Source organism: Parafrankia soli (assembly GCF_001854695.1).
Taxonomy (GTDB): domain Bacteria; phylum Actinomycetota; class Actinomycetes; order Frankiales; family Frankiaceae; genus Parafrankia; species Parafrankia soli.
On the sequence record NZ_MAXA01000243.1, the window covers coordinates 1 to 18,902 of the forward strand.

The 18,902-nt window shown below is 74.4% G+C and carries 17 protein-coding genes; 8 read left to right on the forward strand and 9 right to left on the reverse strand.

Going from position 1 to position 18,902, the window contains the following annotated elements; genetic code table 11:
* Positions 1-252 precede the first annotated feature (252 nt).
* Positions 253-960, forward strand: a complete 708-nt coding sequence (locus tag BBK14_RS26405; RefSeq protein ID WP_018500389.1) for a response regulator transcription factor — start codon at positions 253-255, stop codon at positions 958-960.
* A 51-nt stretch (positions 961-1,011) separates the two neighbouring features.
* Positions 1,012-1,407 carry a response regulator transcription factor gene (locus BBK14_RS26410; protein WP_020463902.1) on the forward strand — a complete coding sequence of 132 codons (396 nt, stop codon included), beginning with the start codon at positions 1,012-1,014 and terminating at the stop codon, positions 1,405-1,407.
* Between the two features lie 26 nt (positions 1,408-1,433).
* Here the strand turns inward: BBK14_RS26410 and BBK14_RS26415 are convergent, their stop codons facing one another.
* The 3 genes from BBK14_RS26415 to BBK14_RS26425 are packed head-to-tail and all read right to left on the reverse strand — an operon-like array spanning position 1,434 to position 6,588.
* Entirely contained in the window at positions 1,434-4,070 is a 2,637-nt protein-coding gene (locus BBK14_RS26415) for an ABC transporter permease (RefSeq protein ID WP_071065951.1), read from the reverse strand.
* Positions 4,070-5,800, reverse strand: coding sequence for a sensor histidine kinase (locus tag BBK14_RS26420; RefSeq protein ID WP_071065952.1), 1,731 nt, complete (start codon positions 5,798-5,800; stop codon positions 4,070-4,072). The genes BBK14_RS26415 and BBK14_RS26420 overlap by 1 nt, the downstream gene beginning before the upstream one ends.
* Positions 5,797-6,588, reverse strand: coding sequence for an ABC transporter ATP-binding protein (locus BBK14_RS26425; protein ID WP_241831864.1), 792 nt, complete (start codon positions 6,586-6,588; stop codon positions 5,797-5,799). The genes BBK14_RS26420 and BBK14_RS26425 overlap by 4 nt, the downstream gene beginning before the upstream one ends.
* A gap of 753 nt (positions 6,589-7,341) precedes the next feature.
* Between BBK14_RS26425 and BBK14_RS26430 the strand changes: the two genes are divergently transcribed.
* The gene (locus BBK14_RS26430; protein WP_235013597.1) at positions 7,342-7,812 is read left to right on the forward strand and encodes a hypothetical protein; all 471 of its coding nucleotides are present in this window, start codon (positions 7,342-7,344) and stop codon (positions 7,810-7,812) included.
* A gap of 141 nt (positions 7,813-7,953) precedes the next feature.
* Here the strand turns inward: BBK14_RS26430 and mscL are convergent, their stop codons facing one another.
* Together mscL and BBK14_RS26440 are read right to left on the reverse strand one after the other, a co-directional pair.
* A complete protein-coding gene (mscL, locus tag BBK14_RS26435; RefSeq protein ID WP_198541446.1) occupies positions 7,954-8,463 on the reverse strand; it encodes a large conductance mechanosensitive channel protein MscL in 510 nt (169 codons plus the stop codon).
* Positions 8,464-8,574: 111 nt separating this feature from the next.
* Positions 8,575-10,917 carry an Hsp70 family protein gene (locus tag BBK14_RS26440; protein WP_071065984.1) on the reverse strand — a complete coding sequence of 781 codons (2,343 nt, stop codon included), beginning with the start codon at positions 10,915-10,917 and terminating at the stop codon, positions 8,575-8,577.
* A 545-nt stretch (positions 10,918-11,462) separates the two neighbouring features.
* On the opposite strand from BBK14_RS26440, the gene BBK14_RS35950 reads away from it, so the two are divergent.
* Positions 11,463-11,711 (forward strand): hypothetical protein, encoded by a 249-nt coding sequence (locus BBK14_RS35950; RefSeq protein ID WP_083391273.1) that lies wholly within the window; start codon positions 11,463-11,465, stop codon positions 11,709-11,711.
* A gap of 55 nt (positions 11,712-11,766) precedes the next feature.
* Positions 11,767-12,015, forward strand: a complete 249-nt coding sequence (locus tag BBK14_RS26445; protein ID WP_071065954.1) for a DUF6158 family protein — start codon at positions 11,767-11,769, stop codon at positions 12,013-12,015.
* Positions 12,016-12,045: 30 nt separating this feature from the next.
* Here BBK14_RS26445 and BBK14_RS26450 read toward each other — a convergent pair whose 3' ends face one another.
* The 4 genes from BBK14_RS26450 to BBK14_RS26465 form a co-directional block, all read right to left on the reverse strand.
* Positions 12,046-12,675 (reverse strand): phosphoribosyltransferase, encoded by a 630-nt coding sequence (locus tag BBK14_RS26450; RefSeq protein WP_071065955.1) that lies wholly within the window; start codon positions 12,673-12,675, stop codon positions 12,046-12,048.
* Between the two features lie 120 nt (positions 12,676-12,795).
* The gene (locus BBK14_RS26455; protein WP_020463893.1) at positions 12,796-13,323 is read right to left on the reverse strand and encodes a DoxX family protein; all 528 of its coding nucleotides are present in this window, start codon (positions 13,321-13,323) and stop codon (positions 12,796-12,798) included.
* A gap of 239 nt (positions 13,324-13,562) precedes the next feature.
* The gene (locus BBK14_RS26460) at positions 13,563-15,080 is read right to left on the reverse strand and encodes a CapA family protein (protein ID WP_241831865.1); all 1,518 of its coding nucleotides are present in this window, start codon (positions 15,078-15,080) and stop codon (positions 13,563-13,565) included.
* Positions 15,081-15,209: 129 nt separating this feature from the next.
* A complete protein-coding gene (locus BBK14_RS26465) occupies positions 15,210-15,755 on the reverse strand; it encodes a MarR family winged helix-turn-helix transcriptional regulator (protein WP_198541447.1) in 546 nt (181 codons plus the stop codon).
* A gap of 923 nt (positions 15,756-16,678) precedes the next feature.
* Between BBK14_RS26465 and BBK14_RS26470 the strand changes: the two genes are divergently transcribed.
* From BBK14_RS26470 to BBK14_RS26480, 3 genes are all read left to right on the forward strand, one after another.
* Positions 16,679-17,524, forward strand: coding sequence for a nucleotidyltransferase family protein (locus tag BBK14_RS26470; RefSeq protein ID WP_338045502.1), 846 nt, complete (start codon positions 16,679-16,681; stop codon positions 17,522-17,524).
* Positions 17,521-18,270, forward strand: a complete 750-nt coding sequence (locus BBK14_RS26475; protein ID WP_071065958.1) for a metallophosphoesterase family protein — start codon at positions 17,521-17,523, stop codon at positions 18,268-18,270. Before BBK14_RS26470 ends, BBK14_RS26475 begins: the two co-directional genes overlap by 4 nt.
* 86 nt (positions 18,271-18,356) lie before the next feature.
* On the forward strand, positions 18,357-18,782 hold the full coding sequence (locus BBK14_RS26480) for a DUF2795 domain-containing protein (protein ID WP_071065959.1): 426 nt from the start codon (positions 18,357-18,359) through the stop codon (positions 18,780-18,782).
* Positions 18,783-18,902: the final 120 nt, after the last annotated feature.

An 18,902-nucleotide genomic window follows, 5' to 3' on the forward strand; every position in this document is an offset into this window, starting at 1 on the left:
CCCGGTGAGCACGAGCGGCAGACTCGGCTTACCTGCCATACCTCCATGACACCGCAGGTCCCATGAGATCGCAGATCTCCGGAACGGGACACTAGTTCTGGAACATCATGATCAACCGTGGCCCGCGGTGGCCGCGTCATCGACCCGACCCCGAACCCCTGCCCCGGGCCTGTCCCGGCGGGTGTCGTCGGGACGACGTCATCGTGTCCGTGTGGCCCGCTACGGGTGTCAAGCCGCGCCTACAGTGGACCAATGGCCGTTCGTGTAGTCCTCGCTGAGGACAACGCCCTGCTCCGGCATGGTCTGGCAACGCTGATCGAGCGTGCGGACGGCCTGGAGCTCGTCGGCACGGCGACCGATCGGCCGTCCCTGGAACAGGCGGTGCGCGACCACGATCCGGACGTGGTGGTGACCGACATCAGGATGCCGCCGTCCCGTTCGGACGAGGGCATCAAGGTCGCCGGGTGGCTGCGGCGGGAGCGCCCGGCGGTCGGCGTCGTCGTCCTCAGTCAGCACGCCGAGGCCACCTACGCCCTCGCGTTGCTCGAGGGCGGCTCGTCCGGGCGGGCGTACCTGCTCAAGGAGCGGGTGGCCGGCGTGGACGACCTGCTGCGGGCCATCCGCGCGGTCGCGGCCGGGGAGTCGGTGATCGACCCGGCGGTGGTGGAGGGGCTGGTCGCGGCGAACGCGCGCCGCCAGCACACCGAGCTGGACCGGCTGACCCCGCGCGAGCGGGAGGTGCTGAGCCACATGGCCCAGGGCTGGAGCAACGCGGCGATCGCCGGGACGCTCGTCCTGTCCGAACGGGCGGTGGAGAAGCACAGCAACTCGATCTTCGCGAAGCTCGGCCTGACCGACGAGCCCGACCTGAACCGGCGGGTGAAGGCCGTCCTGCTCTACCTGCACTCGGGGCATCGCCCCGCAAGCGGGTCGACGGGGAAGGTAGCCACACCGACCTGATGACATGGTCGCACCCTTGGGCACCGTGAGCCGCACGGCGAGACTGTGTCCATGAGCTCCCCTCCGGCGGTCTCCGTGCTGGTCGTTGACGACCAGCGGCCCTTCCGGCTCGCCGTGCGCGCGGTCCTGCGCCGTGCCGCCGGTTTCGTCCTCGCCGGTGAGGCCGAGACGGGCGAGGACGCGCTTACCGCCGCCGCCGAGCTGCGCCCTGACCTGGTGCTCATGGACGTCAACCTGCCCGGTATCGACGGCGTGGTCGCCGGCGCGCGCATCCGCGAGGACGCGCCCGACACGGTCGTCGTCCTGTGCTCGACGTACGGGCGGACGGACCTGCCGGCGGCCGTCGCGGCCAGCGGGCTGGACTACCTGTGCAAGGAGGACCTGGCGCCGAGCGTCCTACGCGAGATCTGGAGCCGGCGCACGCCGCCGTCCGATCCGCCCCGATAGCCGGGGCTGGCCCGTGCGGGGGGTGGTCACTCCCCGCGCAGGACGGCCCCCGGCAGCAGCCGCCACGCGCGCCAGGCGGGCAGGGCGGCGACGAGCAGGCCGACGGCGATCGCGGCCGGCGGGAGCACAGCGAGCACCCGCACGGGTATCGCCAGGTCGGCGGACACCCCGGTCGCGGTCGCGATCTCCCACCAGACCAGACGTCCGATCAACATGCCGGCCGGGATACCGACGGCGACGGCCAGCGCCGCGCTCACGCACGAGGTCGTCAGCGGGATGCGGGCCGTCTGGGACGGTGTGAAGCCGAGGGTGCGCAGGATCGCGAGCTCGCCGTGGCGGCGCCGCCAGGTGGTTCCGGCGGCGTGACCCGCGGCGGCCACGGCCAGCGCGGCGAGCACGGTCTGGAGCAGGGCCGGGAGCCGGCCGATGCCGCCCAGGTTGGCGATCTCGGTCGGCGGGCGGCCGACGTCCAGCTCGTACTCGGTGCCCAGCGCGGCGGCGAGGTTCACCGGGTTCACCGGGTCGACGGCGCGGACGAGCGCGCTGCGCAGCGGCTGCGTCCGCTGGACCCGGGCGAGCGTGGCCGGCTCGACGAGCATGCTCTCGCCGAGCCGCTCCCCGCCGGGGACGGGGCCGATCCCGATGCCGACGACGGTGAGCACGGCGTGCCCGCCGTCGTTCGCCGCCACGCTCACCGTGTTGCCCACCCCGAGGTCGAACCGCTGGGCGGCCCGCGGGCCGAGGACGACCTCGTTCGGGCCCCGCGGCACCACACCCTCGAAGATCGTCCATCCCACCGCCCCGGTGGACGTCACCGGGCCGGCGCGCGTGGTCGCCTTCGGCGCGAGGGAGTAGACGGCGACGTCCTCGCCGGGGCTGGTGTCCCCCCGCCCGATCGCCCCGGGGCCGGCGTCGCCCGGGCCGTCGCCCTGGATGGGGTCCGGCGCCCGCAACGCCCGGCCCTCGGCGTCGACCTCGATGGTCGCGGTCGATGCGTCGAGCATGCTGACGGCGGCGACCCGGGGGTCGGCCGCGAGCCGGTTGACGATCTCCGGGCGCGCGTCGGTGATCTCCAGATCCGCGTTCCATCCGTACCGCTGCGGCTCGTCGACCAGGCGGTTCATGCCGGCGGCGATCGTCGCGGCGGCGACCAGCCCGGTCACCCCGATGGCCGCGCCCGCGACGGCGGGCCGGCGGGTGGCCGGCGAGCGGTCCCGGCGGCGCCCGAGCGCGAACGCGGTTCCGATCCACAGCCAGACCGGGCCGCGCATGCAGGCCGCGCCGCGGGCCAGCGGGGATCCGGCCCCACCCTGGCCCGTCGCCGCCGATGCCGCCGCCGAGCCGACCGGTGACAGGGACGACGCGGCCGGCAGGGGTGACACGGCCGACGAGCCGAACCGGGCCGCCGGCCCGAAGGCCCCGGCCGCCAGGGCGGCCATGCCCAGGCGGGGCACGAGAGGTCCCGGGTCTGTCGGGCGACGTCCGGTTCGGGCCGCGGTGCCGCCGGCGAGCAGGAGGGTGATGAGCAGGCCCGCCGCTCCGGCGCCGCACACCAGCGCGACGTGCGGCGCGTAGCCCGGGTGGGGCTCCACCCAGGCGAGCGGCCCGAGCGGTTCCAGCAGGCCCGCGATGAGGGGGCCCGCGGCGGCGGTCACCCCGGCCAGCCCGGCGGCGGGCAGCGCCGCCAGCGTCCGCGCGCCGGCGCGGCCCAGCCCGGTCAGGCCGAGCACCGCCTCGATGCGCTGGGCGTGCGCGCTCGCCGCGTGGTGGCGGTAGAACGCCTGCCCGGCGGCGGCGAGGCCGGCGACGCCGACGACGGCGGCGAAGACGACCAGCCCGGTGACGAGGACGCGCTGGGTCGCGGCGATGCGGGCGTCGCCGTCGGTCGCCGGCCGGGACACCTGCAGCGCGGGGAACTCCCCGGCCAGCGGGTCGCGCGCCAGGCCGTCTCCCAGCCGCCACAGCGCCGTGCTGACGGCCGAGACGGTCCGCGGGCCGGGCTCGAGCCGCAGCATGACCGCGGTGGAGACGGGATCGAGCCGGCTTGCCAGCGCTGGGCTGACAGCCAGCGGCATCTGCCGGGCGTTCTCGCCGGCCATCCTGGTCAGGCCGGTGATCGTCAGTTTCAGGACGGGCCCGCCCGGGGTGCCGAAACCGGTGTCGAAGCTGAGGAAGTCCGACGGCGTCAGCAGCCGCAGCCGCAGCGTGTCGCCGACGCCCACCCCCCACCGGGCGGCCGCCCGCTCGTCGAGGACGGCCTCGTCCGGCTCGGCCGGGTCATACCCGTGCCCACGGACCACCACGGGCTCGTACAGGCCGCGGTGATCGGCCGGGCCGCCGATGATGCCGATGTAGGCCAGCGACGGCTGGTCCTCCAGCCGCCCGACCATCCCGACGCCCGCCCACGCCTGCGCGACCCCCGGGATGGCGGCCACCCTGCGGGCCAGCTCCGGGTCGTCGCTGAAGTAGCTCACCTGGAGGTCCGCGACCGAGGAGGCACGCTCGAGTCGGTCGTGCGCCGTGGCGGTGCGCCGGACGAGCGCCGCCGTCCCGGCGACCACGGCGACGACCATGCCGATGAGCACGCCGAGGGCGACCAGCGCCGCCCACCGCCGCCGCAGCTCACTGCGCGCGATCATCCCGATCGCGCCGAGGACGGCCATCAGCCGCCACCCACGGGCACGACGCCGATGACGCCCGTCCCGGAGCCGGGGGACGACTCCCAGCGCAGCGTGCCGCCGATCGCGCCGATGCGGTCCGCCATGTTCGTCATGCCGTGGCCACGTGCGGAGCTCTCCGGTTCGAAGCCGGCGCCGTCGTCCCACACGGCGAAGGTGAGCGACCCCTCCCGCTCGCCGAGCGTCACCTCCACCGAGCTGCCGGGGGCGTGCTTGGCCGCGTTCTGCAACGCCTCCAGGCAGCAGAAGTAGACGGCGGCCTCGACGTCCGGGGGGTAGCGGCCGATGTCGTCGGCCCGCACGGTCACGCCCACCGTGGAACGCTGCCCGGCGGCCCGCAGCGCCTCGGTCAGGCCCGAGGACCGCAGCAGCGGCGGGTAGATGCCGTGCGCGAGGTTGCGGACCTCGGTGATCGTCTCGGTCACCTGCTCGGCCATGGCGGTGAGCAGCTCGTCGGCGGCGGCCAGGTCCTCGTCGCGTTCCGGCGCGCCGGGCCCGGACCCGTCGCCGTCGTTCGAGCCGCTGTCGTGCGAGCTGCTGCCGTCCGAGTCACCGTCCGAGATGAGGTCGCGGACCAGCCGGAGGCCGACGGCGAGCGAGACCAGCTGCTGCTGCGCCCCGTCGTGGAGATCACGCTCGATCCGGCGCCGCTCGGCGTCCGCGGTGGCGACCAGGCGGGCCCTGGAGCCGCGCAGCTCTTCGTTGGCGTGCCGCAGGTCGGTGAGCGCGTCGCGCAGGTTGGCGTCGAGCTGGCGGTTGTGCAGGACGGTGCCGACCCGTGTCCCGAGTTCGGCGAGCATCCGGTCCTCGGCCTCGGAGAACCGGGGGGCCTCCGGTGGCCGCTGGGCGACGAGCATCCCGAGCAGGGCGCCGCCGGCGCGGGCGGGGACGACCCGTACCTGGGTGTCCAGGTACCGGCGGGCGAGCTGGGGGACCCACAGCGACAGCCACCCGGGCCCCGCCACCCTGGTCCGCGCGAGCACGATGAGATCACCGGCGGTGAGGGCGATCGTCGAGCCGACCTCGGCGGGCCCGTCGGCGGTGGCACCGGGACCGCCCGCAGTACCGGAACCGCCCGCAGTGGGCCTACCGGCGTCCTGCCCACCGGCGTCCGGAGCGGCCGGGGGTGGGCTCTCCGGCGTCACGACGGCGGCGGTGAGGCGCCCGGCCGCGCCGGTCCAGATCTCCACCCGCTGCAGGGAGAGGCTGCGCCGCAGGGCGTCACCCAGCCCGGCCAGCGCCTCGTCCAGGCTGGTCCCGCGGCTCGCGTCCTCGCCGAAGGTCCGCAGGACGTCGTCGGGCGCGTACCGGGCGCCCCGCACGGCGTGCCGGACGAGCGCCGCCGTCCGGGCCCGCGCCCCGGCGGCCAGGACGGCGGCGAGGGCCGCCGCGATCAGGACCGGGCCGGTGAAGCTCTCGCCGCCGTCCGGCGGGCGGTGCCCGAGGGTGGCCAGCGCGCCCGCGAGGCCCACCGCCGCGATCGCGGCGAGGCAGGCGAGGTCGGCGGCGATGGTCAGAACGCGTTCGGAACGGCGCCGCGCGCGGGGCGCCCAGCCGGCGGCCACCCCGGCGGTGAGCAGGACGGCGTCCACGGCCAGCGGGGCGGACCACGGCGGCGTTCCGGCGCCGAGCAGCCGTGGGGCGGCGCACGCGGCGGTCACCGCGGCCCCGGCCAGGGCCGCCGCGGTGAGGAGCTGGCGCCGCGGGTGGGTCACGCCGACACCTCGGCCCGCCCACGGCCGGCGCCGCCGCCCGCAACCGTGGCGCCGCCCGCACCGGCGACGCCGGCCGCAACCGTGGCGCCGCCGGCACCGGCGACGCCGGCCGCACCTGTGCCGGCACCGGCACCGCCGCTCGCGCTGGTGGAGACGCGACCGTCGCGCATGGTGACGATCCGCTGCGCGCCGGCCGCGACCTGCGGGTCGTGGGTGACCATCAGGATGGTCTGCCCGCGCTCGTGTAGCCGGGTGAACAGATCGAGGACCTCGGCGGCGCCGGCGGAGTCGAGCGCTCCGGTCGGCTCGTCGGCGAGCAGCACGGTCGGCTCGTTCGCGAGCGCGCGGGCGATCGCCAGGCGCTGGCGCTGGCCTCCGGAGAGCGTGCCCGGCATCGAGTCAGCCCGCTCGAGCAGCCCGAGCAGGTCGAGCAGGTCATGCCCACGCCGGACGGCGGCCCGCCGGCCCGCCCCCGACAGCCGGGCCGCCAGCACGACGTTGTCCGCCACGGACATCGCCTCGAGCAGGTGGAAGAACTGGAACACCATCCCGACGTGGTGGCGGCGCAGCCGGGCGAGGTCGGCCTCGGACAGCGCGGTCAGCGCGATGCCGGCGACGGTGACCGACCCGTCGTCGACCCGCTCGAGCCCGGCGACGACGTTCAGCAGAGTCGACTTGCCGCTGCCGGACGGCCCCATCACCGCGACGAACTCACCGCGGGCCACGGTCAGGCTGGCGCCCCGCAGCGCGTGCACCGGGGCGGTCTCGGCATCGAAGGTGCGGTACACCGACCGTAACCGGACGGCGGGCTCCTCCGAACCCGTGCCCGGCGACCCCGGCAACTCCGGCAACTCCGACGACCGGGGCGGTTCTGACGACCTGGACGGCTCCGGCGACCCCGGCGATTCCGACACGGCAACCGCGCTCCTTCACACCCCGCGCCCCGTGATCCGGACGCCCCGCCCCTGCTGCCCCGATGGCCCGGGGAACTGACCATTTCACCCGACGGCTGCGCCGCGCGGTAGGCGGGCACCCAGCCGGTGCGGGTGGTGGTGGCCTCACCCGTTCCCGCAGGGTGCCAGGCTCGCCGCGCGACGCTCCGCTCCCGGATCGTGACCGCGACCATCTGCCCCGTCTCGCGGCATTCCTGGCGAATGTGCCGCGGCCACGGGCGGTGCGGACCGACCGAGGAGCAGGAGACCCACGAATGCACACCTGGAACCCGTCCGATGTCGACCGGGACCGTGCCGACATCGAGGCCGCTGAGCCGCGTCGCTGAGTCGGGCGGCGGGTGGGCCGGATGGTGTCCTCACCCCGGTCCACCAGGTGGCATGTCGCATCTGGTGGTACTGGCATCCCTTGCACCGCAACGTGATCATATGCGTGCAGTGGGTGGGATGTGGTCTGTCGGCAGCCTGACCGGTAACTCGCTCGATTTGGTGGATTCATCTGCGCAGACTGGGTACGTGCACCCCATGGCCCGCCACCGCAGTCCTGCCTCGCCGCGCCGGTCCACCCGCCCCGGTGGCCACCGGCGTGCCGTGCGTCCCGCTGTCACCGCCGCCACGGTCGTGGCCGCCGGCGCCGTCACGGTCGGCACGGCGTTCGCGGTGTCGGGGTCCACCTCGGTCGCGCCGCCGGTGCCCGCGCAGCGGGTCGGCGTGGTCACGGCGAGCGTCGGCGGGCCCGGCACCGTGGTGCCCTCGGCGCAGGAGTCGTCGGTGATCGTGAACGCGGTCCGGAGCAGCGCCCTCACGTCCGCCGTCCCGCCGGAGAGCTACCGGGTCACGGGCACCGTCCTCGCCCGCAGCGACCAGAGCTGGGCCTGGGTCGAGCTCGTGCCCGTCACGGACGAGGTCGACCGGGCCGAGGGCGTCCTGCACCGTGGCGACTCGGGGTGGGAGCTGATCCAGATCGGCAGCTACGAGGTCGGCTGTGGCATCGTCCCGAGCGCCGTCGCCGCGGATCTCGACCTGGAGTGCCCGAGCGACCAGCCCGGCTTCGACGCCTGACCGGCGCCTTGGCTGAGGCGCCCGTCCGGCGCGTGGCGCCCGGGGTTCGAGTGACCGGCGACTGGAGCCCCGGGTCCGAGGCCGCCGGGCTGGGCCCACGGCGAGCCCGGCCCGGCGGGTCGACCGTCCGACCGCTGTCCGTCAGCCGTACTGCGGCGGCTGGCCGGCCAGCGGCGCGGCGGCGGGGTTGTTGTTCGCCGCGAGCAGGTCGCGGATCTCGGTGAGCAGCTTCGCCTCGTCGCTGATCGCCGGCTCCTCCTGCGGCTCCGGTTCCTCGCCACGCTGGCGCATCTCGTTCGCCTTGGCGAGCGGCAGGACGATCACGAAGTAGATCACCGCCGCGACAACGATGAACGCGATCACATCGTTGATGAACGTCCCGTACCCGAACTTGCTGCCGTTGATGGTGAACGTCAGGCTGGAGAAGTCCGGCTCGCCGCCGATCGCGGCGATCAACGGCGTGAGGATGTTCTTCACCAGCGACTGGACGACGGCCGTGAACGCCGTGCCGACGACCACCGCGATGGCCAGGTCGACGATGTTGCCCCGCATCAGGAACTGCTTGAAGCCCCGCAGCCCCGGAGTGATCAGCCGCGTCGGGGGCTCGACGACACCGCGACCACTACTGACGACCTTCCGCCACCCGAACACGCCTGTTCCTCCACAACCTCGGACCAAAACTGCCGAGGGGAGGCTATAGCCGGATGATCGGGAGTAAAACCCCAGGTCATCGGATGCGTGAGATCCGGGTGCGCAGCCCGGTCAGCGCGCCGAGTCCGGCGTGTAGGTGATGTCCCACAGCCGGGCGGTCTTGTCCGTGCTGGTGGTGGCCAGCAGCAGGCCGTAGGGCGCGAACGCGCAGGCCATGACGGTGCTGCTGTGACCGGTCAGCGTCGCCACCGCCGTCCCGGTGGCGACGTCCCACAGCCGGGCGGTGTCGTCGGTGCTCGCCGTCGCCAGCAGGACGCCGTCCGGGGAGAACGCGCAGCTCTGCGCCGAGCCGGGCAGGGTGAGTGTGGTCGTCCCGGTCGGGGTGTCGGTGAGACGGGTGCCGTCGTTGCTGGTCGTGGCCAGCAGCAGGCCGTCGGKGGAGAACGAGCAGCCGTTCGCGAAGTTGGTGTGCCCGGCCAGGCTCGTGATCGTCTCACCGATCGTGACGTCCCAGAGCAGGGTCGACTCGGCGCCCGCGGTGACGAGGAGCCGGCCGTCCGGGGAGAACGCGCACCCGTACACCGAGCCGCKGTGCCCGGTCAGCGTGGCGATGTTGGTTCCGGTCGAGACCCCCCACAGCTTGACCGTGCGGTCCGTGCTGACCGTCGCGAGCAGGCGGCCGTCCGGGGAGAACGCGCAGCCGTAGACGGGGCCCTTGTGGCCGGCCAGGGTGAGGGCCAGCCGCTCGGTCGCGATCTCCCAGATCCGCGCGGTCTTGTCGCTGCCGGTGGTCGCGAGCAGGTCGCCGTCCGGGGAGAACGCACAGCCGTGCACTGCGGAGATCTTGCGCCCGCTCAGCCGCCCGACGGTGCGGCCGGTGGTCGTGTCCCACAGCCGGGTGCCGTCCTTGCTGGTGGTGGCGAGCAGCCGGCCGTCGGGGGAGAACGCGGCGGAGGTGACGTCGCGTTCGTGGCCGGTCAGCGTCACCCGCGTCGTCACCTCGACGTTGCGGGACGGTCGGTTGCTGCGCTCGAATCCGCGCAGGTCGGCGGGCCGGGCCGAGCCGGCCGGCGCGGGGCCGGACGGCAGCGTCGTGGCCAGCCAGTCGACGTCGCGCACGGCCGAACCCGGCTCGGCGTGGGTCTCCACGAGGCTGCCCGGACCCTCGGCGGCCAGGTCGAACAGCGCGCCGTCGGTCAGCCGGACGCGGGCGAGCACCGCCCCGGCGTCGAAGCGGGCCCCGGGTTCGACCAGCCAGCGGACCATCGTGGCCCGCCCGCCGGGAATGTCCCAGCGGGCCGGGCGCACCACCGGGTCGGGCCGCGCGGCGACGGTGCGCCGGGTCGAGACCGTCGCCGCCCAGGAGGCCGCGCCGAGCACGACGGCCTGGTCCGGCTCCGGGGCGGTGAACACGTGCTGGTGCGGCCAGTCGGTGCCGACGCCGAGCCGGCCGGCGAGGATCTCGGTGACCACCGGCATCCGCGACGAGCCGCCGACCGGCAGCACGCCGTCGAGCTGCCCCTGGCTGATGCCGGTGCTCTCCAGCAGGTGCTGGCAGCAGGCCATCGTCCGGGCCAGGGTCGGGGAGGCGAGCTTGTCGAACCGGTCCCGTTCCAGACTGACGAGCAGGCCGGCGGGGCTGAAGACGTCCTCGACGAAGGCGACATCCGTGAGCTGGTGCTTCACCGCGCGGGCGAAGTCGAGCAGCTCGTGGCGGGTCCGGCTGGCGGCGGTCTGGAACACCTCGCCGACGCCGGTCGGGTTGAGCAGCGGCTCGAGGCCCGGCCCGTAGTGGCCGAGGATCTCGTCGAAAAGCAGCTGGTCGAAGTCGCGCCCGCCGCAGTCGTGCAGGCTGGCGTGCCCGAGCAGCTCGTGGCGGCCGTCCTCGCCGACCACCACCAGGGCCGCCTCGAACGTCCCGCCGCCGAGGTCGTAGACGAGGACGAGGTTGCCGGGCTGCGGGCCGGCGGGGCCCATCGGCGCCCAGGCTGCGGCGACTGGTTCGGCGAGCAGGTCGACGTCGACGAAGCCGGCCTCCTCGGCGGCCCGGATCATCGTCCGCCGCAGCGGCCCGGCCGGGTCGTAGCTGGCCGGCACGGTCACGACCGCCCGGCGCAGCGCCTCCCCGGCGAGCTGGACCTCGGCCTCGGCGCGCAGCGCCGCCAGCACCGCGGTGACCAGCGCGGCCGGCTGGTGGGCGCGGCCGTCCAGGGTGACGGCGGCGTTCCTGGTCAGGTCACGTTTGACCCCGCCGCGGTAGGCCGCGGGCCAGATCCGCTTGCGGCGCTCGGCGAGGGTGCCGACCACCAGCAGCTCGCCGTCGGCGAACACGGAGGCCGGCCAGCCGGCGGCGCCGCTCGCGGGTTCCCGGACCGTGGCCACCTTGCCGTCGACGACCAGCGCCGCGGACGCGCTGTAGGTGCCGTAGTCGATCGCGAGGATCGGCTCCACCACCGGCACCCTCCCCGTCGACGTCGCAGGCCTACGTAACCGGACAGAGGTGATCCCTCACCGCCGGTCGGGCGTCCGACCTGTTGATCAAGGTGAGTTGTCCGGAGATGGCCGAAGCATCCCGGGAATCGTAGCGACGGTCGCCCACGGGCCGCCGGGCGCGTCCCACCAGGGATGTCCGTGACCGCTGGGCGTGGCCGTCCGACGTCATGGCGCGACCGGTCGGGCCGGGGGAAGCCGCGGTGGCCGACCGGTGGCCGACCGGTGGCCGACGGGTGGCCGACGGGTGGCCGCGCGATCACGGACCGGCAGCGCGGGGGTGTGCCCCGCGGTGACGCGGGTAGGCGACGAGAGAGATCACCAGACGCCGGCGCACGGCGAGCGGGTCTGGGCCATGCGGAGACGAGGAGGTTCCGGCCATGTGGACCAGGAGCATGGGGTTGATCAACAGGGTGGACGTCGGACCGGATGACGGCGGGGGCGTAGCCGCGGGCGGAGCCCAAGGCGGCGCCGCCGGAGCCGCCACGGGTGGTGCCGGGGGTGGTGCCGTGGCAGCGGGTCCGGGGTTGATCTGGCGCGCGGTGACGCCGCCCGGCCCGGGGCCCGACCCCGTCCCGCCCAGCCCGGTTCCCGATCCGGTGCCGCCCGGCCCGGGCCCGGACCCGGTGCCGCCGGGCCCGGGGCCCGATCCGGTGCCGCCCGGCCCCGACCCGGATCCCGTCCCGCCCAGCCCGCTGCCCGATTCCGTCCCACCGGTGCCGGGGCCGGACCTGTTGCCCGGTGGTGCCCCGGCGTGAGCGCGAAGCGCGTCGGGGGAGTGGGAGATGCATCCGCACGGGGTAGTGGTCCTTCATGACCCACCGCCCCGAGGGAATTCCCGCGCCCGAACTCTCCGACTCCGACCTCGTCCGTGAAGTACGGCATCTGCACCTGACCAGGCACGACACGTTCCTGGCCGGGAGCGAGGACGCCTTCGAGACCCACACCCAGCGGATGCTGGAACTGGAGCGCGAGTACCTGCGCCGGTTCCCCGACGCGGGCAGCCCGGACCCGCGGCGGACGCGGGCCGGCCGCCGCCGCGCCGCGGGCGTCGCGGGTTAGTACCGCGACCACCGCCGCGATCCGGAGGCGTCACGCGGGGGAGAGGAGCCCGCGGACCTCGTCGTCCGTGGTGGCGCCGAAGTCGCGGTAGTACGGGCCGACGGCCATGAAGCCGTCGGGGACGGCCAGGCAGACGAGGGCGTCGACCTCTGGCCGCAGGGTCTGCGCCCCCTGACCCGAGGCGACCGGTACGGCGGCGGTCACCCGCGCCGCGCCGGCCGAGCGCATCGCCCGCACGGCCGCGACCATGGTCGCGCCGGTCGCGAGGCCGTCGTCGACGACGATCACCTCGCGGCCGGCGACCGCGGGTGGCGGCCGGTCACCGCGGTACGCGTGCTCGAGGCGCGCGAGCTCGTGCCCCTCACTGTCCGCGATGGCGTCGACGACGTCGGGGGCCAGCCCGAGCCGGAGCACCGCGGGCTCGTTCACGATGCGGATCCCGCCGCTCGCGATCGCCCCGATGGCGTACTCGGGCTGGCCGGGCGCGCCGAGCTTGCGCACGGTCAGCGCGTCCAGTTCGGCGCCGAGCCGGCTCGCGACCTCGGCGGCGACCGGCACGCCGCCCCGGGGCAGGCCCAGGACGAGTACGCCCGCGGCGGAGCCGGCGAGCCGGTCCGCCAGCAGCGCGCCGGCCTCGCGCCGGTCGGCGAACAGGTACACGGGGGTGGGCCTACCCCGCCGTGCCCGCCATGACCCGGGTGGTGCGATCCGTCGTCCGGTCCGTGGCGCGGCCCGCTCGGCGGCCGCGGCTCGGGTGGTCGCGGGTCAGGCGGTCGCGGGTCAGGACGCCGGCGTCGTGGATGCCGGCTTGTTCGGGCGCCACGAGGTCACAAGGAGGCCAGCCGAGCCGCCGACTCCCAGCACGAGGGCGATGATCGCGCCCACCCAGCCGTTGAGGTCGTCGTCGATCCCGATCGCGTGGTCGAGCGAGGCCTTGCCTGGGCCGAGGATGGCGATTCCCAGGCACAGGACCGCGATCATGAGCACGTACTCGTAGCCCTGGCCCGGCTTGAAGATGAAGAAGCCGTTCTTGCGGTGCGCGGTGATCCCGGCGACCACCATCGTCCCCATGATCGCACCGGCGCTGAACGAGTTCAGGAAGCCGAAGGCGAGCCCGAAGCCGGCCGCGATCTCCACCAGGCCGGACGTCCAGGCATGCACGATGCCGGGCCGCAGGCCCATGCTCGAGAACCAGCCCGCGGTGCCCTGGATCCCGCCGGGCCCGAAGACGTGGTTGTAGCCGTGGGCGACCAGCGTGAGGCCGACGATGATTCTGAATATGAGCGCCGCGGTGTCGGGCGAGGTCACGGGTACTGCCTCCCAGGAGGGGACCGGCCGGTCCGGACCGGTTCGGACCATCGGGTGTAGGTGATCGGTTGTGGGTGCCCGGCTTCGGGTGCCTGTGGAACCGGCGCCGTCGTGGGTCAGGTGGACGATGAGATCAGACGGTAGCGGTACTGCGGTCCAGATTCGACAGCTTGGAGGTCAAAGTAACTGCTCACTCCGATGTCGGGCCGGATGCGGAGGAAGTCGATCGACACCGGGCGTCAGGCACCGGCCCCGGGCTGGCGCGGCACCCGTTCCGGACGGACCCCGTCGACCTGTCCCAGCGAGGTCAGCGCGGCCACGGTGCGCAGCCAGGACACCGTCAGTTCGGCCCGTGCCGCCTCGGACGTGCCCGGGTCGTCGAGGGCGTCCGCTACCGGGCGGACGACGCCGTCCGGCCCCGTCCAGGTCGGGCTGTAGGTGAGACCGACGACCACCCAGCCGAGCGCCGTGCGCCGTACCCGGGCGTGCAGGAGCGCGCCGTCCCGCTCCCGGTCCCGCCCGGCGGCGTCCACGCCCGGTTCGGCGCCTGCTTCCCTGCCAGGGCCGCCGCCGGGGACGCCACCGGCACCGCCGCTGGGGCCGCCCGCTGCCGGGACGGTGATCGAGCCCGTCCCGTAGGCGACGTACTTGCCGTCGACGCGTTCGACCGGCCGCACCGTGCCGGTGCCGGTGCCCACGACCAGGTCAACGAGTGGGGAGTGGAGCAGCTCGCGCGCGGTCATCCGCTGCCGCTGCGTCGGCGCCGTTTCCGTCGGCGCGCTCCGCGCGGATTCGGCCTGGTCGGGGGCCCAGGACAGCGCGACCACGACGAGGTCGGCGCCGGCCTGGCGGGCGCGGGCGGCGTCCCGCAGGATCCGCGCCGGGTCCAGCTCGTTGACCGTCCAGCCGGGCGGGTCCGCTCCGGGCGAGCCGGGAGCGGGGTCGGTGCCGGCGTCCTCGGTGTAGGACAGCAGCGAGATCTGCGCGCCGCGCACGGGCAGCAGCGACAGGGTGGCGGCGTCCAGCGGCTCGCGGGCCGTGCCGCTGTGGTCGATCGCCGCGCCGTCGAGGGCGTCCAGCAGGCCGCGCACCCCGGCGCCGCCCAGCCGGGCCGCCCGGCCGGACGCGGTGGCGCACGCGCCGAAGCCCACCCGCCGCAGGGCCTCGGCGATGACCTCCGGGTGGGCGGTGGGAGCCGGCCCGCGGCAGATCGCGAGGTCGGCGGAGGACAACAGGCTGCCGAGCGGTGCCAGCGCCGCGCGGGCGCTGGACGGGCCGAGGACCAGGTCGCCGCTGAAGGTCAGGGTGAGTTCGGTCGTGTCCCCGGCATCGGACGGGCTGCCGGCCCGCGGTGGCCACACCGGCCCCGGCCGCTGACCGGCCGCAGCGCCCCAGGGGGGCTGTTCCGCCTCTTCCGCCGTGGCGCCCCGCGTGGGTGGTCCCCCGGCGCTGCCCGCGGGCGGCGGGCCACCGGCCCGGCCAGCGCCGAGGGTCAGGACGTGCCGGGTCAGGACATCGGAGAAGAGCCCGAGGCCCAGCGCCGCCATCGCCAGAACGCAGACCGCCGCCACCAGGAGCCGCGCCTGCGGCGGGTCGTGCCGTGCCTGAGGCGGGTCGTGCCGCGCCGACGGCGGGTCGTTGTGACCCGCCGCCGGCGGTGACTCGTGGCGTTCCGCGGCTCCCGCCGGCCCGGAACGGCCCGCCGGGCGAGGCGGGCCGCGGCGCGGGCCGCGTGCGGAGCGTCTGCGGGACATCATTCCCATCGCCTGGGCCTGATCGGAGGGGTGGACCCCTCTCAACCTAGGCGACGGGTGTTGGCCTCACTACTTTTAGTAGCTGGATCCGGTGCTGATCGGATCTTGTCGGTGGTGAGGCCGATCCTGCCGTCAGACGGCGGTGTTCCCCTCGGCCGCCGAGATCGCCGGCACGGACTCGACGATCCGCGTCAGCATGGAGAGCAGGGCGGTGCGTTCGTCCGCCGAGAGCGGGGAGAGCAGGAGGTCGTTCATCCGCTCCACCCGCCCAGCGACGTGGCTGTGCGTCGATTCGCCGCGCTGCGTGAGCCGCAGTACGTTGCGGCGGCCGTCACGGGGATCGCGCACGCGGCGGATCAGCCCCCGCTGCACCAGTCGCGCGACCACGTCGGCGACGGTGGAGCGGTCCAGCGACGCCCGTTCGCCCAGCGTGCGCTGGTCGATGTCGGGGTCGGCGAGCAGGCTGTTGAGAACCACGAACTGTGGCGGGGTTGTCTCGGTGGACACAGTGGCGGTCCACAGTTGATATGTGACCTGCTGCAGACGGCGGGCAAGCTGTCCGGGGTGTGTCGACAGGTCTGCTACGGGCCGCGCGCGGCCGGGGTCGGTCTCCTCGGCCGGCCGTCTCGGTCCCGGGTATCGCTGGTTCACGGCGTCCTCACCGGTTTCGATGGTCACATGCTCGGTTCGTGCGGGCGGGGTCAGGGCTTCGTTCCATTCCGGGCTGGAGGGCGGGGACGTTCGAGCGCGCGACGGCAGGGCTTCGCGTTGGTCATCATCTCGCATCTCTACGCCCGTTGCCGGCAAGCCGGAGGAATCGAGCCAGGACGACCCCCCGGAACGGGTAACTCATCCGGCATGCGTCAAAACATCACTACTCGCCGAAAGATATCCGCCGACCGGTCATCGGTCGCCGCGCCGCGTGTCTCTCGTGGTGTCCGTGGGGTCTCACCGCCCGCGTCGACCGCGCCGTCGCACGGGCCGAGCTATGCCGGATGGACAGTTTCCACTGGCCCGACAGTGTCATCGCCGACAGCTCGGCGTAGCCCGTCAGGGCCGTTGCCGAAGCGCGGGACCAGCGGCTTCAAAGCACGCTCCGGCGCAGCACGGCGGCGTGTGGCGACTGCGGGAGTGCATATGTCCGCGGGACCTATGTCGGGAAATGTCGTCGGCGGCTACCGGATGGTGCGTACACTCCTCGCTCTGAGGGATGCGTACGTCACGCCCGTCCCGCGCGGGAACAACAAGGCGCACTTCTTCGTCTCGGCCGTGAACAACGGCCCGGACGCGGGCGCCGGAGTGCCTTCCGACCGGCGTTCCGCGGAAGCGGTAGGCGGTGGAACGGCGTCGGCCGTGTGCAGTTGCCGCCGCCGGAAGACCGTGTGCGTACGTGTCGTGAACACGACATGGGGCCGGCTCTGTCACTGAGGTGCTGCCGCGCTGTTGTGTCCGAATTGGCGGTGATGCGCCCGCGCGCCGCCCGATGCGGGGGTCCCGGCACCGGATGCGGCCTTCGGGGAGTCAGGACGATCGGCGCGGGTACCCCGATGGTCATGGATGATGCGCCCCGCGGTCTGCGGGAAAGTCTCAAACGTGTCGCCGTGACGCTGAAAGAGGCGGAGATCCCCTTCGCGCTCGGCGGCAGCTACGCGTGCTGGGCCCGCGGCGGGCCGGAGCCCGTGCACGACGTGGACTTCATGCTCCGCGAGGCGGACGTCCCGCGTGCCGTGGAGGTTCTCTGCGCCGGTGGGCTGCGCCCGGTGGACCCGCCCGAGGACTGGCTGACCAAGGTCTTCGACGGTGACGTCCTGGTCGACCTGATCCATCACCCGGTCGGGCGGGCGGTCACCGACGAGATGCTGGCCCGCTCGAGCGAGATGTCCGTCGACTCGGTCCGGATGCCCGTCCTCGACGCCACCGACTGGTTCGAGATGACCCTGCTCGCCCTCGACGAGCGGTACTGCGACCTCGGTCGCGTGATCCCCATGATCCGCGCGATGCGCGAGCAGGTCGACTGGGAGCAGGTTCGCCGGGCCACCGCCGAGTCGCCGTTCGCCGAGGCCGCRCTGCTGGTCGCCACCCGGCTGAAGCTGATCCCACCGCACGTCGTCACCCCGCCGCGCGCCGCACGCGCCGTGGATGCCGTGGACGGGGTGGGTGCCGTGGGCGCCGCCGCGCCGGTCGCCGTCCTGGACGTCACCGAGCCGGCGGAGTACCTGGCCGGTGACCTGCACGAGCGCCTGGCGGAGGATCCGCGGGTCGCCGAGCTCGGCCTGGACGTCGCCGTCGGCCCGGAGGGGATCACCGTGCGCGGGGAGGTGGCCACCGAGGCCCGCCGCCGCGCGGTCGACGCGGTGCTGGCCGACGCCGTGCCCGGCCGGCCCGTCCGCAACGACGTCGTCGTGTCGAAGCGCGATTCACCATCGACGATGGAGAGTGTGTCGTGATCCGGATCGCCGCGGTCGGGGACATCCACCTGGGCACCGACTCGCGTGGGTCCTTCGCGCCCTGTCTGGCCGGGATCGGCGACCTGGCCGACGTCCTCCTCGTCGCCGGTGACCTGACCCAGCACGGACGGGTGTCCGAGGCCGAGGTCGCCGCGGGCGAGCTCGCGACGTCGGAGATCCCGGTGATCGCCGTCCTCGGCAACCACGACCACCACAGCGATCAGGCCGACGAGGTGGCCGCCGTACTGGGGCAGGCCGGTGTCGAGGTGCTCGAGGGCTCCGTGGCGCTGGTTCGGGCCGGCGGGTGCTGCCTCGGCGTCGCCGGGGTCAAGGGCTTCGGTGGAGGCTTCGCGGGCGCCAGCGGCAGCGACTTCGGGGAGCCGCAGATGAAGGCGTTCGTCCGGCACACCAAGGAGGTGAGCGCGGGTCTGCGAGCCGCCCTGGAGGGCCTGGAGTGCGACGTGCGGGTAGCTCTCACTCATTACGCGCCCGTCCCCGACACCCTCGCGGGCGAGCGGCCGGAGATCTTCCCCTTCCTCGGCAGCTACCACCTGGCGGAGGCGGTGGACGCCGGCGGCGCCCAGCTGGCACTGCACGGGCACGCCCACGGGGGGACGGAGAAGGGACGGACGGCCGGTGGTGTCCCGGTGCGCAACGTGGCCCGTCCGGTGATCGGGAAGGCGTTCGCGCTGTACGAGGTGAGCGCCCGGCTCGACCCGGCCGCGGCGGTTCCGGCCTCCGTCTAGGCACCTTCCCTCGCGTTTCGGGTACTAGGGGCCTGAGGGCTTCACGAGGAACGCGACGAAGGCATCACGAGGAAAGAGGACGCCGCATGTCGATGGATCGTGGCAGCGCCAAGCACGGGCCCAAGCGCGACGAGCTGATGGCCCACGAGGTCGCGGGCATCGTCCGCGCGCGCAGGGACACCCGAGCAGAGGAATGGAGGTCACCGGAACCGCCTGGCGAGGACGCCCCCGCGCTCGCTTCCCGCCCGGACAGCGCCGGCGTCCTCGGCAGTGCTCCGCCCGGGATGACGACGGTGGACGTCGAGGAACGTTCGGAGCTGGCCCGCTGGCTCGGGCGTGCGGTCTTCCCCGCCGAGCGGAACGAGGTGATGGACCACCTGCGCCACCAGCACGCGCCGGACCGGGTGGTCGACGAGGTCCGCGCGGCGCCCGAGGGGGTCCAGTTCACCTCGCTGGGCCAGCTCTGGCGCGCGTTGCGCGACGACGCACACGTCGAGTCGCACCGGTACTGAGCCCGCGCCGGACGGGGCACGCGGGCGAGCCGCGGGTGCGGGGCGCTGGTGCCGTAAACCGGGAACCGGGGTGAGGAACGTCGCGGGTGAGGGGGCACATCGGTGGGCGAGGCAGGCATG

What these genes read in the sequence shown, in the direction of transcription:
- BBK14_RS26410 (WP_020463902.1), top strand. Translation starts at nt 1,012, where the DNA reads ATGAGCTCCCCTCCGGCGGTCTCCGTGCTGGTCGTTGACGACCAGCGG.
- BBK14_RS26415 (WP_071065951.1), bottom strand. Translation starts at nt 4,070, where the DNA reads ATGGCCGTCCTCGGCGCGATCGGGATGATCGCGCGCAGTGAGCTGCGG.
- BBK14_RS26445 (WP_071065954.1), top strand. Translation starts at nt 11,767, where the DNA reads ATGACCCACCGCCCCGAGGGAATTCCCGCGCCCGAACTCTCCGACTCC.
- BBK14_RS26405 (WP_018500389.1), top strand. Translation starts at nt 253, where the DNA reads ATGGCCGTTCGTGTAGTCCTCGCTGAGGACAACGCCCTGCTCCGGCAT.
- BBK14_RS26460 (WP_241831865.1), bottom strand. Translation starts at nt 15,080, where the DNA reads ATGATGTCCCGCAGACGCTCCGCACGCGGCCCGCGCCGCGGCCCGCCT.
- BBK14_RS26480 (WP_071065959.1), top strand. Translation starts at nt 18,357, where the DNA reads ATGTCGATGGATCGTGGCAGCGCCAAGCACGGGCCCAAGCGCGACGAG.